Genomic DNA, 16833 nt, shown 5'->3' with positions numbered 1-16833 from the left:
ACCGTCGCGCCGTCGGGTGTGGCGGAAACGGACGAAAGGTCAGCCGTACCGGCGACCCTCGTCCCGCCGGTACGCCCAGCCGGCCCCGCCGCCCCGTGCGCCCGCGCCGAGCCCTCAGCCGGCCGGGTCGGCGAGCGGGGCGGGCAGCGGCGCGGTGTGCAGCACGGCCAGCCGGGACACCGCCCGGGTCAGCACCACGTAGAGGCGGTGCAGGCCACGCGGTTCGGCGGCGACGATCGCGGCCGGCTCGACGACCACGACGTGGTCGTACTCCAGGCCCTTGACCAGCGTCGCGGGGACCACGGTGACCCGCGCCGCGGTCTCGACGTCGTCGGCGGTGGCGGTCGGGACACCGGCGGCGGCCAGCGCCGCGCGGAGCCGGTCCACCGCGTCGTCGGCGGCGATCACGCCGACGGAACCGTCGTGCGCGAGCGCCGCCCGCACCTCGGCCACGGTCGCCGCGTCCAGGTCGGTCACGGTACGCACGTCCAGCCCGCCGTCGCGGCGCAGCGACCGCGCCGGGGGTACGTCGACGGCGAGCGCGGGCAGCAGTCGGTTGGCGAACGCGACCACCGCCGCCGGCACCCGGAAGCCGACGCTCAGCGGCACCACCACCGCGTCCGGCTTGCCCAGGTGGGTTAGGGACTCCCGCCAGTCGGTGGCCGCCCACGGGGCGGTGCCCTGGGCCAGGTCGCCGAGGAGGGTGATCGAGCCGTGCTCGCTGCGCCGGGCGATGGCCCGGCACTGCATGGGGGAGAGGTCCTGCGCCTCGTCGACCACCACGTGCCCGAAGCCGGCGGGCCGTTCGATCAGGCCGGCGGCCTCGTCGATCAGCACCGCGTCGGCGGCGGTCCACTTCGTCGTCCTCGGGGTGCGGCCGAGCTTCGTCCCGGTCCGCGCGGTGGTGTCGCTGCCGCCGCCCAGCAGCGCCTGCTCCTGGGCCGTGAGCAGCCCGTCGGCAGCGGCCGCGAGCGCCTGCGGATCGCCGAGCAGCGTGTGCACCAGCCCCTCCGGGGTGAGCGCCGGCCAGACCGCGTCCAGGAAGGCGGTGACCGGTCGGGTCTTGGCCATCCGGCGCAGCCAGGCGTCGCTGGGCGACTCGGCCCGGCGCGCCTCGGCCTGTCGTTGCAGCAGCCCCACCACCCGGGCCCGGACGCGATCGCGGCCGGTGGCGTACGGCAGGGCCTCCCGGCGGATCTCCTCGACCACCCGGTGCAGCGGGTCGAGACTGATCCGCCAGCGGAACGAGCCGTCGGAGACCATGATTGGCTCGGTCGGCGCGCCGATGTAAGCGTCGACGGCCCGGCGCAGCACCGCGGCCATCCGGGCGTCGTGTTTCAGCGTGGCCACGGCGGGGTGGTCGACCGCGCCCACCGGCACCCGGGTGACCAGGTCCTCGACCGTGGCCTGCTCGACCTCGACCTCGCCGAGCGCCGGCAGCACCGCCGCGATGTACGACAGGAACGCCCGGTTCGGCCCGACGATCAGCACTCCCGAGCGGCGCAGCCGCTCCCGGTGCAGGTAGAGCAGGTACGCGGCCCGGTGCAGCCCGACCGCCGTCTTGCCGGTGCCCGGCGCGCCCTGCACGCAGATCGAGTCGGCCAGGTCGGCCCGGACCAGTTCGTCCTGCTCGGGCTGGATGGTGGCGACGATGTCGCGCATCGGGCCGACGCGCGGGCGCTCGATCTCGGCGGTGAGGATCCTACTGGCCGTGCCCAGTTCCTCGCCCCGGTCGAGGCGTTCGTCCTCGAAACTGGTCAGCGCGCCGCCGCTGAATCCGAACCGCCGCCGGACGGCGACACCCTGCGGTTCCCGGGCGCTGGCCCGGTAGAACGACCGGGAGACCGGGGCGCGCCAGTCCAGCACCAGCGGCTCGCCCCGCTCGTCGGTGACGTGCCGCCGGCCGACGTGGTACTCGCGTCCGGCATGGTCGGGATCCGTGTGGCCGAAGTCGAGCCGGCCGAAGAAGAGCGGGGTGGTCGGGTCGTCGGCCAGCTCCTTGACCCGCCGGGCCATGTGCCGGCCGAGCTGCTCGGCGGTGTAGGCGTCCCCGGCGACCTTGTCGCCGGTGGAGAAGAGGGCTTCGGCGCGTTCCCGCATCCGGCGCAGCGCGGCGCGGGAGGTGTCCAGGTGGGCTCGTTCGGCGGCGAGCTGGGCGTCCAGGGTGTCGGCCGGGTCGGTCTCGGCGGCTGTCGAGGGCCGGTCTGGGTCGGTGGTGGGCGTGGCGGCACGGGTCATCCGAGGCGACCTTCCGGTGGCGTTCGTGTGATCGGTTGACCTGGGCCGCCCGGCGCTCCGTCAGACGCGGTACCGGCTGTGCCCGGTGAGGAGAGACGCGCGGTCCGCGCGCGGCGCTCCACGTTACGCCTCGCCGTCGGCGGCGGCCACGCATTTACGCCGGCCCTCGGTCGCACATGCCGCGCCCGCCGGTCCGGCGCCTGCGCCCGAGCTACTGGCCGGCGTCCGAAGCCGGGCGGCAGCCGGCCGTCGGGAGGTTGCGGTGCTTTACACGTCGCTTTGGAGCTGATGTCGCAAACGATTCGGCGCCGGCTCGGCACGACCTTGGCATCGCACAGCGCGGGCGACGGTCGTGACGGCTTCCGGTCCGGTGAGTCGTTTACGTCATCAGGTCCACAGGGTGCTGCCAGGACCCAGCCGGTGGGTGCGGGCAGTCGGCGGGGGCGTTGAGCGGCCTGCCGTGTCGGGCGGGACGGACCGGTGCTGGTCCCGCCGGGGCGCGGGGCGGGATCATGGGGGGATGACGGAGGCGCGGCCCGAGCAGCGCCGGATGACGATCAGCGACCCGCAGGTGATGCGGGCGCTGGCCCATCCGGCCCGAATCGCGATCATGGAGCACCTGAGCACCCGGGAGGGTGGCGCGACCGCCACCGAGTGCGCCGAGGTCGTCGGCATGTCGCCGAGCGCGACCAGCTACCACCTGCGGGCGCTGGCGAAGTTCGGCCTGGTGGAGCAGGCGCCCAGCCGGGGCGACGCGCGGGAGCGGGTCTGGCGCACGTTCAGCCACCACTGGTTCGTCGACGCGGGCCGGGACGCGGGCCCCGAGGCCCGCGCCGCCGAGCAGGCGCTGGTGGAGGCGCACGCCGCCCGGGACATGGAGCGGACCCGGGACTGGTTGCGGCGCGCCGGGGACGAGCCTCCCGAGTGGTACGACGTGGCCCTGTTCAACGACAGCATGCTCCTGCTCACCGCCGCCGAGTTGGCCGAGCTGAACGAGGCGGTGCTGGCCCTGTTGCGGCCGTACCGGCAACGGAACCGGCAGACCGACCGGCCCGCCGGGGCGCGGTCGGTGGCGGTGCAGTACAAGGCGGTGCCGCTGGCGTAAGGGGGTTGATTGGATCAGGTGTGAAGGATTATTTTCGAAGCATGTCCTTCACACCTGGCGGTTCCCGCTGGCCCGACGTCTGGCTGGCCGCCACCGCGCGCGGCACCACCATCTGCGGCGACTTCCTCGCCGCCACCGCGCTCGCGCTCGCGCTCCAGGCCGCCGGCGCCAGCGGGCTCGCCGTCTCCGGGCTGCTGCTGGCCGCGACCCTGCCGCTGGTGGTGCTCGCCCCACTCGCCGGGCGGCTCGCCGACCGGGTGGACAGCCGCCGGCTGCTGGTCAGCGTCGGGCTGGTGCAGGCCGCGCTCTGCGCCCTGCTCGCCTTCGCCGAGCAGCCGGTCCTGGTCATCGGGCTGGTCGCGCTGCTCGCCTGCGGGCTCGCGGTCACCCAGCCCTGCCTGGCCGCGCTGCTGCCCGCGATGGTGCGCCCCGACGACCTGCCCCGGGCCAGCGCGGTCAACCAGACCGCCGTTTCCCTCGGCGCGCTCGCCGGCCCGGTGCTCGCCGGGCTGCTGGTCGGGCAGTTCGGCACCCGCGTGCCGCTGCTGCTGGACGCCGTCAGCTACCTCGCGCTGGTGGTCGCCGGCCTGCTGCTGCGTACCCGCCGGGGTGGCCGGCGGACCGCGACCGCCACGGCCGCGACCAGCACCGGACCGGCGCCGGCCTGGCGGCTGCGCCGCGACCCGCTGCTGCTGGCCATGGTCGTCACCACGGCCGCCGTGATCGCCGCGATCGGCGGCATCAACGTGATCGAGGTGTTCTTCATCCGCGACACGCTGGACAGCTCGGCCACCGTCTACGGGCTGGTCGGCGCGGCCTGGATGGCCGGCATGCTGCCGGGCAGCTGGCTCGCCGCGCGGCTGGCCCGCCGGCTCACCGACGACGGCGCCCTGGTCTACGGGGTGCTGGTCACCCTCGGCGGCTGCTGCCTGGTGGTGGTCCTCGCCTCCGCCGTGCCGGCGGCCGGACTGCTGGTCCCGCTCTGGCTGGTGGGCGGCGCGGCGAACGGCGGGGAGAACGTCTTCGCCAACGTGCTGACCGCCCGGCGGGCCCCCGAGGCGCTGCGGGCCCGGGCCTACGCCACCTACGGCGCGGCCGTCCAGGGCGGTTCGATGGCCGGGTACCTGGCCGGCGGCGCGCTGCTGGCGGTGCTGCCGCCGCGCCCGTTGATCGCGGTGGCCGGGGTCGCCGGCCTGCTGGTCGTGCTCGCGTTCGTGCCCGTGGTCGTCCGCGCCGTCCGGCGCGCGGGATCGGCCGTCGGCCCGGTCGCGCCGGCAGCGGCGGTCGAGCCCGGTGGGCGGGTGGTGAATGCGGAGTTGGCCACTCCGGTGCCGGGCCGCTGAGCAGGCCGACGAGCACGGGGATACGGTCGGGTCATGGTTGAACGCGTGGCGCGCCCCCGGGTCGGGCACATCCAGTTTCTGAACTGTCTGCCCATCTACTGGGGGCTGATGCGCTCCGGCGCGCTGCTCGACGTCGACCTGCACAAGGACTCGCCGGACCGGCTGAGCGCCGCGCTGGTCGCCGGTGACCTGGACATCGGGCCGATCTCGCAGGTGGAGTACCTGCGAAACGCCGACGAGCTGCTGCTCCTGCCCGACCTGGCGGTCGGCAGCGACGGGCCGGTGCTCTCGGTCAACGTGGTCTCCACGAAGCCGCTCACCGAGCTGGACGGCGGCCGGGTCGCGCTCGGCTCCACCTCGCGTACCGGGGTGCTCCTCGCCCAGCTCCTGCTCGGCGAGCGGTACGGCGTCCGCCCCGACTACTTCCGCTGCCCGCCGGACCTGACCCAGATGCTGCTGGAGGCCGACGCGGGCGTGCTCATCGGCGACGTGGCGCTGCGCGCGCTCTACGAGGCCCCGCGCCGGGGGCTGGAGGTCACCGACCTCGGGCAGGCCTGGCGGGAGTGGACCGGACTGCCGATGGTCTTCGCCGTCTGGGCGGTACGCCGCGACTTCGCCGCCGCCCACCCGGGCATGGTCAAGGAGGTGCACGAGGCGTTCCTGCGCTCCCGTGACCTCTGCCTGGCCGAGCTGGACCAGGTGGCCGAGTCGGCCGCCCGCTGGGAGCCGTTCGACGCGGCGACCCTCGCCACGTACTTCCGTACCCTCGACTTCTCCCTCGGCGAGCGGCAGGTGGCCGGGCTGCGCGAGTTCGCCCGGCGGGCAGCGGCGATCGGCGAGGCCCCGGCGCTGCCGGACGGCGGTCCCGAGTTCTTCGCCGGCTGACCGCGCCGACGGGCTGATCGACACCAGAACGCCGATGTGGCGGTGCCCCGGCTGAGGGGACACCGCCACATCGGCGACACGGCGGGCAACCGGCTCAGGTGTCCGACCGGAGCACCGCCTCGGTGATCTTCTGGCAGTTCTTCATGCCGTACTCGTAGCCCATGCCGATCGGGTAGCGGACCATCACGCCCATCGTCCAGTTGTCGCCGATGGCCAGGCAGTTGATGTGCATCTCCTGCTCCCTGGTCCGGTCGACCCAGCCGTTCTTGATGGCGATGGTCTTCTGCTCCGCGGCCGGGAACGCCTTGCGGATCCCGAAGTCACCCTCGCCGCGCACCTGCCGCATCTCGTTCAGCAGCCAGTTCGTCCACTTCGGGCCGGCGGCGCGACCGTCCTTGATGCACGCACCGAGCCGGGCGGTGTCCCGGGGGGAGAGGTTCGTCCGACTCCAGCCGCCGTCGGCGGCCGGGCTGCTGTCGGTGGTCTTGCAGATGGAGACCATCCGCTTGATCGAGGGGGACCGCCCGACGCTGTTGTAGAACTTCTCGGCGAGGGTGTTGTCACTGTCCCGGATGATCCGGGTGGCCTCGGCGAGCTTGGCCCCGCTCGGCTGCTGGCCGGCGTCATCGGCCCGGCGCAGGTAGTCGGCGACGATCCAGGACTTGATCAGCGACGCGGTGGTGCTGGTCTCGTCCATGTTCTCCGAGCCGATGATCTTCCCGGTCCGGGTGTCCAGCACGCTCCAGGCGTACCAGCCCTTGAGGTCGAGGTCGATCTGTTCGTCGGAGAACGGCAGCGGCTCCAGCGACGGGGTCGGGGACGGGGCCGGCTTCGCGCGGTTGCTGCGATCGGTGGGCTCGCCGGTGGAGCGGTCCGGGGTCGGCTCGCCCCAGTGCGAGGCGGCGGTTGACTGCAGCGGTGAGCCGGGCAGCAGTCGCAGCGACACCAGCACCAGGCCGATCAGGATGGCGGCGACGGCGGCCAGTTTCAGCGGCGTGTTCCGCCGGTCACCGCGGCGGCTGCCGGCCATCAGAGCTTCCCGACCGGCTGCTGCGGCACCTTCAGCGCCGCACCGGGCTGCGGCGTGACCAGCTGGGTCGCGACGCTGGCGCAGACCTTCGCGCCGTACTCCGGATTCTTCGGGTTGCTGCCCTGCGGGTAGCGCAGCATCACCGCGAGGCTCCACTTGTCGGTCACCGCGAGGCAGCTGACGTGCCAGTTGCCGTCGGAGTTGATGGGGGTCCAGCCGTTCTTGATGCTCACCGGGCCCTGGGCCTTGATCTCGGCGGGCAGGCCGTCGACGATGCCCCACTTCCCGCCGCCGGAGCGCTCCTGCTGCTGCCTCACGCTGCCGCGGACGTTGGCCATCTCGTTCAGCACCCACTTGGTCCACTTGCGGCCGGCGGCCTTGCCGTCGGCGATGCAGTCGCCGAGCCTGACCGCGTCCCGGGGGGACATCCGGGTGAAGCTCCACCAGCCCTGGTAGCCGGGGGCGGTGCCGCGCGTGGTGTCGGTGAGGCCGCAGATACTGATCGCCCGCTTGACCACCGGGCCCGGCTGCCCACCCGCCGGCACCTTGTACGAGCCGCCGGCGGCCTTGTAGACCCGGTTCGCCGCGTCGTCGTTGCTGTCCCGGATCGCGAGGCTCGCGTCCCTCTTCAGCGAGGCCGTCGGCTCCTTGTCGCCGAGCTGGCGCAGGTAGTCGGAGACGATCCAGGCCTTGAGCATCGACTCGGTCGAGCTGGTCGAGGCCATGTTCTTCGAGCCGGAGATCTTTCCGGTCTGCCGGTCCATCAGGGCCCAGCCGAAGAACTCGCCCCTGAAGTTCACCGAGACCGGGCCGGCGGCCAGGGTCGGCGGCGGGGGTGGGGTGGGCGTCGGGGCGGGGACCTGCTCCGCCGAGCCGCCACCGATGCCGCCGAGGGCGCTGCCGTCGCCGGCCAGCTTCGCGTACGCGGTGGGCACCAGCAGGCCGGCGCCGAGCAGGACCGCCAGGACGGCGAGCACCATGGTCACGCGAGATCGCATGAGTGGGTGAACTCCAGATGTCAGGGCCGGGGGGGACCGGCTGTTTCCGCATGGGTCGGCTCGACCGCTGAGGCCGGGGGATGGCCGTCGTCGTGGGGCGATCGTCAGCAGCCGATCGGTGATGACCGGGGGAAGTCTACGTCCGGACGGGCGACTCGCCAGAACTCGACGCACGGCAACTTGCCGTGAACCCGGGACAAACAGCAGGTATGCCGGCCTTAGGGGGATTCATCTCCGGCAAGTGATGCATGTCACACCCTGGAGCTGGTGCAGGTGTCCACCCGGGGCGGCTGTCCGGTGACGCAGAGGCTTCTCCCAATCCTGTTACACCCTCTGGTGTCATCCGGGATGAGCTGTAACACTTGGGCCATGTATGGCAACGACTTCGCCGCCGAGGGGGACGCTCCCGGTGGTGACCTGCTCGGTCAGGTCGAGGCGGCCGAGGCGGCGCTGCGCGAGGCGGCGGCGCGCGGTCGGCGCGGTGCCCCGGAGCCCGGTGCGGACCTGGCGGCCTACTTCGCCGACGTCATCGACGCGGACCAGAAGATCGAGCCGCGCGACTGGATGCCCGAGGCGTACCGCCGGACGCTGATCCGGCAGATCGCCCAGCACGCGCACTCCGAGATCATCGGCATGCAGCCCGAGGGAAACTGGATCAGCCGGGCCCCCTCGCTCAAGCGCAAGGCGATCCTGCTGGCCAAGGTGCAGGACGAGGCCGGCCACGGGCTCTACCTCTACGCGGCGGCCGAGACCCTCGGCATCAGTCGGGACGAACTGGTCGAGATGCTGCTCAACGGGCGGCAGAAGTACAGCTCGATCTTCAACTACCCGACGCTGACCTGGGCCGACGTCGGCGCCATCGGCTGGCTGGTGGACGGTGCCGCGATTGTCAACCAGGTGCCCCTGTGCCGCTGCTCGTACGGCCCGTACGCGCGGGCGATGATCCGGGTCTGCAAGGAGGAGTCGTTCCACCAGCGGCAGGGCTACGAGATCCTGCACACGCTGGCGCACGGCACCCCCGCGCAGAAGGCGATGGCCCAGGACGCCGTCGACCGCTGGTGGTACCCGTCACTGGCGATGTTCGGCCCACCGGACGGCGACTCGACCCACTCCGCGCAGTCGATGGCCTGGAAGATCAAGCGCTTCTCCAACGACGAGCTGCGCCAGCGCTTCGTGGACATGTGCGTGCAGCAGGCCGAGATCCTCGGCCTCACCCTGCCCGACCCCGACCTGCGCTGGAACGACGAGCGCCAGGCCTACGACTACACCCAGCCGGACTACGACGAGCTGCTGCGGGTGATCAAGGGCGAGGGCCCGTGCAACCGGCAGCGGATGGAACACCGCCGCCGCGCCCACACCGAGGGCGCCTGGGTACGTGAGGCCGCCGCGGCGTACGCCGCCAAGCGGACGCAGCAGAGGCAGAAGGTGGCCGCATGAGCAAGGAGTCCTCGCCGCTGTGGGAGGTGTTCGTCCGGGCCCGGCGCGGGCTGTCGCACACCCACGTCGGCAGTCTGCACGCCCCCGACGCCGAGCTGGCCCTGCGGAACGCCCGCGACCTCTACACCCGCCGCCAGGAGGGGGTGTCGATCTGGGTGGTGCCGGCGAGCGCCATCACCGCGTCCAGCCCGGACGAGAAGGACGCCTTCTTCGACCCGGCCGCCGACAAGGTCTACCGCCACCCCACCTTCTACGAGGTGCCGGACGGGGTGGCGCACCTGTGAACGGCCCCTTCGGCTTCACCCTCGCGCTCGCCGACGACGCGCTGGTCGCCGCGCAGCGGCTCGGCGAGTGGGCCACCCGCGCGCCGGAGATGGAGGAGGACATCGCGCTGGCCAACATCGCCCTCGACCAGCTCGGCGCGGCCCGCCTGCTGCTGTCGTACGCGGGTGAGCTGGAGGGCGCCGGCCGGGACGAGGACGCGCTGGCGTACCTGCGTGACGACCGGGAGTTCCGCAACTGCCTGCTGGTGGAGCTGCCCAACGGCGACTTCGCGGTGAGCATGGTGAAGCTGCTGCTGCTCTCGGCGTACCAGCTGCCGCTCTACACCGCGCTGGCCGGGTGCGCCGACGAGCGGCTGGCCGCGATCGGCGCCAAGGCGCGCAAGGAGTCCGCCTACCACCTGGACCACGGCTCGCTGTGGGTGAAGCGGCTCGGCGACGGCACCGAGGAGTCGCACCGCCGGGCCCAGGCCGCGCTGGACCTTCTCTGGCCGTACCACCACGAGCTGTTCACGGCGGACCCGGCGGCGCCGGTCGACCCGGCCACCCTGCGGGCCGACTTCGACGCCGTCGTGTCCGCCGTGCTCGACGAGGCGACGCTGACCCGCCCGGAGACCGGCTGGGCGCCGGCCGGCGGGCGCGCCGGCGTGCACACCGAGCACCTGTCGTACCTGCTCGCCGAGATGCAGGTGCTGCACCGCGCGCATCCCGGGGCGAAATGGTGAGCGCGAGGAGTGCAGCGGAGCGGAGCCCCGCAGCCGCGAACGGAAGGCGGCACTGGTGACCGACCCCAGGGCGGCCGTGGCGGCGGTGGTGGATCCGGAGATCCGGGTCATCACCATCGACGAGCTCGGCATCCTGCGGGCGGTCGACGAGGACCCGGCCACCGGCCGGGTCGTCGTGACCATCACCCCCACCTACACCGGCTGCCCGGCGATGGACGTGATCCGCGCGGACATCCGCCGGGCGCTGGCCGCCTCCGGTCACCCGGACGCCGAGGTGCGCACGGTCTACAGCCCGGCCTGGAGCACCGACTGGATCTCCGACAGCGGGCGGGCCAAGCTGGCCGCCGCCGGCATCGCCCCGCCCGCTCCGGCCCGGACCGCGACCGTGGTGCCGCTGACCCTGGCCGTCCGCTGCCCGCGCTGCGGCTCCCCGGAGACCGAGCAGGTCAGCCGCTTCGGCTCCACCGCGTGCAAGGCCCTCTGGCGCTGCCGCTCCTGCTCCGAACCCTTCGACCACCTGAAGGCGCTGTGACTGTCACCATCACCCGACCGGTCCGCCGCCGGCCGGCCTTCCACCCGCTGGCCGTCGCCGCCGTCGACCGGCTCACCGACGACGCCGTGGCGATCACCTTCGCCGTGCCCGAGGAGCTGCGGGAGACCTTCGCGTTCTCCCCCGGCCAGCACCTCACCGTGCGCCGCGAGGGCGCGGACGGCGCGGACGTGCGGCGGTCGTACTCGATCTGCTCGACCCCGGACGAGCTGGCGCGGCACGGCCGGCTGCGGATCGGCGTGCGGGAGATCCCCGGCGGCGCGTTCTCCGCGTTCGCCTGCGGGGCGCTGCGCGGCGGCGACACCGTCGAGGTGCTGCCCCCGCTGGGGCACTTCACCACGGCGTTCGCGCCGGAGCGGGTCCGGCACTATGGCGCGGTCGTCGCCGGTTCCGGCATCACCCCGGTGCTCTCGCTGGTCGCGACCGCCCTGGCCGTCGAGCCGGCCAGCACCTTCACCCTGGTGTACGGCAACCGCACGGCCAACACGGTGATGTTCGCCGAGGAGTTGGCCGACCTGAAGGACCGCTACCCGACCCGGCTGCACCTGGTGCACGTGCTCTCCCGCGAGCAGGGCGAGTCGCCGCTGCTGTCGGGGCGGATCGACGCCGAGCGGCTGGGCCGGCTGCTGGAGACCATCGTGCCGGGCGACGTCATCGAGGAGTGGTTCCTCTGCGGCCCGTTCGGCATGGTGGTGGCCGCCCGGGAGCTGCTGACCGGGCGCGGCCTGCCCGAGTCGGCGGTGCACACCGAGCTGTTCCACGTCGACGCCCCGCCGGAGCCGGTGCGCCGCCCGAGCGACGAACCCGGCGCCGGGGCGGAGGTGACGATCCTGCTCGACGGCCGGTCGTCGAGCTTCACCATGGGGCGTGACGAGCGGGTGCTGGACGCGGCGCTCAAGGTCCGCGGCGAGCTGCCGTACGCCTGCAAGGGCGGCGTCTGTTCCACCTGCAAGGCGAAGGTCGTGGACGGGGCGGTGACGATGGCCCGCAACTACGCCCTGGAGTCCGACGAGGTGGCCGCCGGGTACGTCCTGACCTGCCAGTCCAGCCCGACCACCGATCGGCTCACGGTCGACTACGACGCCTGACCGCTGCCGGTTTCCGCCGGGTAAACAATCGATGACGGTAACTGGGTCGGGTCTGCCTCGCGTGCCATGATGGCCCATGGCCCGTCCGCCCGGATCGACCGTCGTCGCGGTGGCCCTGGTCGTGGTCGCCACCGTGCTGGCCGTGCTGGTCGTGGTCAACCTGCCGACCGGTGCCGGGTCGCCCGAGGCCCGTCCGACGGGTACCGGGCCGGTCGCGGACACCGGCTGGGTGGCGGTGCGCGGCGGTGAGCGGCTGACCCTCGCCGACGGGCAGAGCTTCGACCTGGCCCGCGGGGTCGCGGGCGGCGAGCTGGCACCCGGCGCCGACCTCCTGCTCACCCAGCGGGCCGACCGGCTGGGCGTCCGCGAGCCCGGCGGGCTGGCCGTCGTCAGCCCCGGCGCCGACCACGAGGTGCGGCGGTGCCTGGAGGCCGGCAGCTGGGACGGGACGCTCGACGGCGTGCACGAGCTGGCGGCCGGGACGGACGTCTGCGTACGGACCGCGGACGGCCGCTGCGCGCTGCTCACCGTCGAGAGCCCGCCGGACGTCGTGACGCGCGTCCTCATCTTCCGTTACACGCTGTGGGAACGCCGGTGAGCCCAGCGTGCCGGCCCGGTCCCCGCTCGTGGGGCGCGGGTCACCGGTGGCGGTGCCCGGTGCGGTGCCGCCGGGGGCCGACGTAGGCTCGGAGGCGTGACGGTGAGCCGGGAGATCGACGACATCCTGCAGCGCGGCGCGGACGGCGGGCGGATCACGCCCGAGGAGGCCCTGCTGCTCTACACCGAGGCGCCCTTCCACGCGCTGGGCGAGGCGGCGGACGCGGTACGCCGCCGGCGCTACCCGGACAACATCGTCACGTACCTGATCGACCGCAACATCAACTACACCAACGTCTGCGTGACGGCGTGCAAGTTCTGCGCGTTCTACCGGGCCCCCAAGCACAAGGAGGGCTGGACCCACCCGACCGAGGAGATCCTGCGCCGGTGCGGCGAGGCGGTCGAGCTGGGCGCCACCCAGGTGATGCTCCAGGGCGGCCACCACCCGGACTACGGCGTCGAGTACTACGAGGAGCTCTTCTCCTCGGTCAAGCAGGCGTACCCGCAGCTCGCCATCCACTCGATCGGGCCGAGCGAGATCCTGCACATGGCCAAGGTCTCCGGCGTGAGCCTGGACGAGGCGATCGCCCGGATCAAGGCGGCCGGGCTGGACTCGATCGCCGGCGCGGGCGCCGAGATGCTGCCCGACCGGCCGCGCAAGGCCATCGCCCCGCTCAAGGAGTCCGGCGCGCGCTGGCTGGAGGTCATGGAGCTGGCCCACCGCCAGGGCATCGAGTCGACCGCGACGATGATGATGGGCACCGGCGAGACCAACGCCGAGCGGATCGAGCACCTCCGGATGATCCGCGACGTGCAGGACCGCACCCAGGGCTTCCGGGCGTTCATCCCGTGGACGTACCAGCCGGAGAACAACCACCTCAAGGGCCGCACCCAGGCGACCACGCTGGAGTACCTGCGGCTGGTCGCGGTGGCCCGGCTCTTCTTCGAGACCGTGCCGCACCTGCAGGCGTCCTGGCTGACCACCGGCAAGGACGTCGGCCAGCTCTCGCTGCACATGGGCGTGGACGACCTGGGCTCGATCATGCTGGAGGAGAACGTCATCTCCTCGGCCGGCGCGCGGCACCGCTCCAACCTGCACGAGCTGATCGCCATGATCCGCTCGGCCGGCCGGATCCCGGCCCAGCGCGACACCCTCTACCGCCGCCTCGCGGTGCACCACACCCCGGCCGACGACCCGACCGACGAGCGGGTGGTCTCGCACTTCTCCTCGATCGCCATGCCCGGCGGCGGCGCCGGGAAGTCGCTGCCGCTGGTGGACGCCCGCTGACCGGCGGCGGTCGCCGGGTGGCGCGTTCCCGGTGACCGTTCGGGCGAGAGGCCGGCCGCGGCGGTCCCCACAAGCTGTGGCAATCCGGGCGCTCCGGTGGATGGTGCCCGGCCGGACGGCCCGGCACGGGGTGGCGGGACCGGTCGACGGCCGCTAGCGTGCGGCGGCGTACCCTGCCGATCTTCCCACGGGGGGGAAACTTCATGATCTTCCGCCATCGACCGCTGGCGCGGCTCAGCGCCGCCGCGCTGCTCGCCGCCGGTGCGTTCACCGCCCTCGGCACCCCGGCCCACGCCGAGGGGGCCGGCACCGACCTGTCGCTCGACGTCGTCGGCACCCGGGTCGCCGCGAACGTCGAGGGCAAGGCCGCCTTCATCAAGATCAGCAACAACGGTACGAACGAGGCGTCCAGCGCCAAGGTGAACGTGGACGTCACCGAGTTGGACTCGAGCAAGGCCGAGGCGATCCCGTTGGGCGACGAGTGCGAGGAGATCACCCTCGACGGCCGCCGCATCTGGCAGTGCACGCTCTACGACTACAGCCTGCCGACGCCGGGTCGCACCGCCGAGGTGCCGCTGCTGGTGTTCAAGGACAATGTGGAGGGCGCCTACTCGGCGCCGGTCACCTTCACCCTCGTCTCGCCGGACGACACCACGCCGGACAACAACACCAAGACCCTGCAGGTGGAGTTCACCGAGGAGAGCGGCGTCGACCTGGGAGCGCGCGTCCCCGACGTGACCAAGCACATCGGGCCGGACGAGTACGACCCCGACACCGAGGGCCTCCCGCCGCTGCGTCCCGGCGACACCACCGTGCTCGTCGGTGACATCTTCAACCAGGGTGACCTCGCCACCGACGGCCTCCGGGTGACCCTGGAGCTGCCGACCGGTGTCACCTTCGCCAGCACCTTCACCGACTGCGAGCACTCCGCCGGCAACCGGAAGGCGACCTGCGAGATCGAGGGCCTCGCGCTCACCGGCGACGGCGACGACCTGCACATCTTCGTGCCGATCACCGTCTCCGCCGACGTGGAGGCGCCGGTCGCCCTCAAGCCCGGCACGGTGACCGCGGCCGCCCTGGGCCAGGCGCCGGCGGACCAGCCGTCGCTCAAGGCCGGCACTCCGAAGCTGCCGTCCATCATGAAGCTGGTCCCGGCGCACGAGGTCGACCCGAGCGACAACAGCGACGACTTCGCGGTGATCGTGGCGGCGAAGACCGGCGGCGGTGGCGGCGGCGCCGGTGGCGACGGCGGCCTGCCGGTGACCGGTCCGCAGGCCGGCCTGATCGGTGGCGTCGGTGCGGCGGTGCTGGCCGCCGGTGGCGCGATGTTCGTGCTGGCACGGCGTCGGCGGGTGGTCCTGGTGACCCCGGGCGACGAGAAGCCGACCGCCTGACCGGCGGGAGTGGATCGACCGGCCGGACGCCGGTGGACGCGGGGTGGGACGGGTTGCCGTCCCACCCCGCGCCGCGTCCCAGGTCCGTCCCGCCGCGATCGGCCGGAAGTCGTGCCCGCGGGGGTCGGACGGGCATTCATGGCGGCCGTTCGGACGACGGTTGGCGGTTGGGATCCGGTGCAAGGCCGGTGATCCGGACAATCGCCTGGCGGCGGCTGGGGCACAGCTCGGAAACGATCGACGCGCAGGGATGGCGGGGCCCCGCCGGCGACGGCTAACGTGCGGCCGGCGTACCTGCTTTTTCCCGGGATTCGCCGGCGGCGGGAAGCGGGCAGCCCGGGGGCACGTCCTCCATCGGCCCATGAGGGCCGTTCACATATAACGCACGGCAGTGGGGGCGGGATGGGTGACCATCCCGCCCCCACTGTTTTCTCCGTACGGGGCACCGATGGGCGCGAATCGCGCGGCGGCGCTGGCGTACGCGCGTCGATGTCCGATACCGTCCGCTCGGTCCGCAACCCATTCCACTGTCCCTAACCCCGGGGGATCGATGACACTGTTCCACCGCTCGGCCCTGGCGCGCGCCGGTGCCGTCGCCCTGCTCGCCGCCGGTGGTCTCGCCACCGTGGCCGCCCCGGCGCACGCCGCCGACCAGGCGGACCTCGAGCTGATCCCGATCAGCAAGGAGTTGGCCAAGGGCGTCAAGGAGGCCAAGGCCAAGCCGTTCAAGTTCCAGGTCGACAACACGCGCGGCACCGTCGACGCCAAGGACGTCGCGGTCACCGTCGAGACCAAGGGCCTCAAGGCCGGCAAGGTCGGCGTGGTCGTCCCGGACGGCTGCGAGGTCGAGGACAACCGCTTCACCTGCCTGCTCGGCGACCTGACCGCCGGCACCACTGAGAACTTCGGCATCCCGCTCTTCTCCACCGGCGGCCGCGGCGACGCCGGCACGCTGACGGTCACCATCAGCGCGGCCACCGCCGACCCCGACCTGGAGAACAACACCGTCGAGCACGACATCACCGTCGCCCGACCCGGCTACGACCTCACCACCTGGGTGCAGGACGTGTACGCCGACGTGACGGTCGACGGCGACGAGGCCGGCGAGTCCGGCCGCAAGCCGGTCAAGCCCGGCGACACCGCCCCGCTGGACTGGGCGATCTACAACGACGGTAGCCGGAAGGCGACCGGCGTCGCGTACGGCATCACGCTGCCGGCCGGCGTCACCTTCGCCGAGGTGCCCGAGGGCTGCGTCGAGCAGGAGCTGGGCGGGCTCGCCCAGGCGTACTGCGAGGACGCCGGCGCGGTGCTGCGGCCGGGCCAGTTCTACACCTCGGACGTACGGGTGAAGGTCGGCGCGGACGTCACCGAGAAGGTGCTCCGGCCGGGCTTCGTCTTCGCCGCCGGTCTCGACGCCGCCCAGGGGCAGCCCGAGGAGGAGCCGCAGGTCGCCAGCCTCGGCCAGCGCCGGGCGTTCACCGAGACCGACGACCTGGACAACACCGCCCAGTTCGACGTTTTCGTCGACCTGAGCACCGGGCCGTCGCCGAGCCCGAGCCCGACCGGCCAGCCCACCGCCACGCCGAGCGGCCAACCGACCGCGACCCCGACCTCGGGCGGCGGCAACGGTGGCGGTGACGGCGGTCTGCCGGTGACCGGCGTGCAGGTCGGCCTGATCGGTGGCATCGGCGGCGCCGTGCTGCTCGCGGGCGGGGCGCTGCTGGTGCTCTCCCGCCGGCGCAAGGTGGTGCTGGTGACCCCGGGCGACGAGAAGTCCGAGGACTGATCCGACTGGACGACGCGAGGGCGGGGTGGGGGACCATCCCGCCCTTTCGCGTACCCGCCGGCCGGCCGACCCAGCGACCGCCGGGCGC

At 73.1% G+C, this 16833-nt stretch carries 15 protein-coding genes; 12 read left to right on the top strand and 3 right to left on the bottom strand.

The annotated features are described in order from the left end of the window. Positions 1-114: 114 nt before the first annotated feature. Positions 115-2238: a HelD family protein gene (locus GA0074696_RS00705; RefSeq protein ID WP_088959296.1), complete on the bottom strand. Its 2124-nt coding sequence runs from the start codon at positions 2236-2238 to the stop codon at positions 115-117. Between the two features lie 520 nt (positions 2239-2758). Here GA0074696_RS00705 and GA0074696_RS00700 point away from each other — a divergent pair. Genes GA0074696_RS00700 through GA0074696_RS00690 form a run of 3 tightly spaced genes read left to right on the top strand, consistent with a single transcriptional unit; the run spans position 2759 to position 5571 of the window. After that, positions 2759-3343, top strand: a complete 585-nt coding sequence (locus tag GA0074696_RS00700) for an ArsR/SmtB family transcription factor (RefSeq protein ID WP_088959295.1) — start codon at positions 2759-2761, stop codon at positions 3341-3343. A gap of 41 nt (positions 3344-3384) precedes the next feature. Further along, a complete protein-coding gene (locus GA0074696_RS00695) occupies positions 3385-4686 on the top strand; it encodes an MFS transporter (RefSeq protein WP_088959294.1) in 1302 nt (433 codons plus the stop codon). Between the two features lie 33 nt (positions 4687-4719). Continuing rightward, positions 4720-5571 (top strand): menaquinone biosynthetic enzyme MqnA/MqnD family protein, encoded by an 852-nt coding sequence (locus GA0074696_RS00690; protein ID WP_088959293.1) that lies wholly within the window; start codon positions 4720-4722, stop codon positions 5569-5571. A gap of 94 nt (positions 5572-5665) precedes the next feature. Here the strand turns inward: GA0074696_RS00690 and GA0074696_RS00685 are convergent, their stop codons facing one another. Next, positions 5666-6601, bottom strand: a complete 936-nt coding sequence (locus GA0074696_RS00685) for a serine hydrolase (protein ID WP_088959292.1) — start codon at positions 6599-6601, stop codon at positions 5666-5668. After that, the gene (locus GA0074696_RS00680) at positions 6601-7599 is read right to left on the bottom strand and encodes a hypothetical protein (protein WP_088959291.1); all 999 of its coding nucleotides are present in this window, start codon (positions 7597-7599) and stop codon (positions 6601-6603) included. The genes GA0074696_RS00685 and GA0074696_RS00680 overlap by 1 nt, the downstream gene beginning before the upstream one ends. Before the next feature lie 369 nt (positions 7600-7968). Between GA0074696_RS00680 and paaA the strand changes: the two genes are divergently transcribed. From paaA to GA0074696_RS00635, 9 genes are all read left to right on the top strand, one after another. Continuing rightward, positions 7969-9036, top strand: a complete 1068-nt coding sequence (paaA, locus tag GA0074696_RS00675; RefSeq protein WP_088959290.1) for a 1,2-phenylacetyl-CoA epoxidase subunit PaaA — start codon at positions 7969-7971, stop codon at positions 9034-9036. Beyond that, positions 9033-9320, top strand: coding sequence for a 1,2-phenylacetyl-CoA epoxidase subunit PaaB (paaB, locus tag GA0074696_RS00670; RefSeq protein ID WP_088959289.1), 288 nt, complete (start codon positions 9033-9035; stop codon positions 9318-9320). Before paaA ends, paaB begins: the two co-directional genes overlap by 4 nt. Continuing rightward, entirely contained in the window at positions 9317-10042 is a 726-nt protein-coding gene (gene paaC / locus GA0074696_RS00665; RefSeq protein WP_088959288.1) for a 1,2-phenylacetyl-CoA epoxidase subunit PaaC, read from the top strand. The genes paaB and paaC overlap by 4 nt, the downstream gene beginning before the upstream one ends. Before the next feature lie 55 nt (positions 10043-10097). Next, positions 10098-10574, top strand: coding sequence for a 1,2-phenylacetyl-CoA epoxidase subunit PaaD (gene paaD / locus GA0074696_RS00660; protein ID WP_088959287.1), 477 nt, complete (start codon positions 10098-10100; stop codon positions 10572-10574). Beyond that, positions 10571-11680, top strand: a complete 1110-nt coding sequence (paaE, locus tag GA0074696_RS00655; protein WP_088959286.1) for a 1,2-phenylacetyl-CoA epoxidase subunit PaaE — start codon at positions 10571-10573, stop codon at positions 11678-11680. Before paaD ends, paaE begins: the two co-directional genes overlap by 4 nt. Before the next feature lie 76 nt (positions 11681-11756). Beyond that, a complete protein-coding gene (locus GA0074696_RS00650; RefSeq protein ID WP_088959285.1) occupies positions 11757-12278 on the top strand; it encodes a hypothetical protein in 522 nt (173 codons plus the stop codon). A gap of 96 nt (positions 12279-12374) precedes the next feature. Continuing rightward, positions 12375-13565: a cyclic dehypoxanthinyl futalosine synthase gene (gene mqnC, locus GA0074696_RS00645; protein WP_088959284.1), complete on the top strand. Its 1191-nt coding sequence runs from the start codon at positions 12375-12377 to the stop codon at positions 13563-13565. A 203-nt stretch (positions 13566-13768) separates the two neighbouring features. After that, entirely contained in the window at positions 13769-14959 is a 1191-nt protein-coding gene (locus GA0074696_RS00640; protein WP_088959283.1) for a hypothetical protein, read from the top strand. 550 nt (positions 14960-15509) lie between these two features. Then, positions 15510-16745 carry an LPXTG cell wall anchor domain-containing protein gene (locus GA0074696_RS00635; protein WP_088959282.1) on the top strand — a complete coding sequence of 412 codons (1236 nt, stop codon included), beginning with the start codon at positions 15510-15512 and terminating at the stop codon, positions 16743-16745. Positions 16746-16833: the final 88 nt, after the last annotated feature.

The sequence above is a fragment of the Micromonospora purpureochromogenes genome (assembly GCF_900091515.1).
Taxonomy (GTDB): domain Bacteria; phylum Actinomycetota; class Actinomycetes; order Mycobacteriales; family Micromonosporaceae; genus Micromonospora; species Micromonospora purpureochromogenes.
Note: the sequence above shows the minus strand (reverse complement) of the source record. Positions and strands in the feature narration are given on the sequence as shown.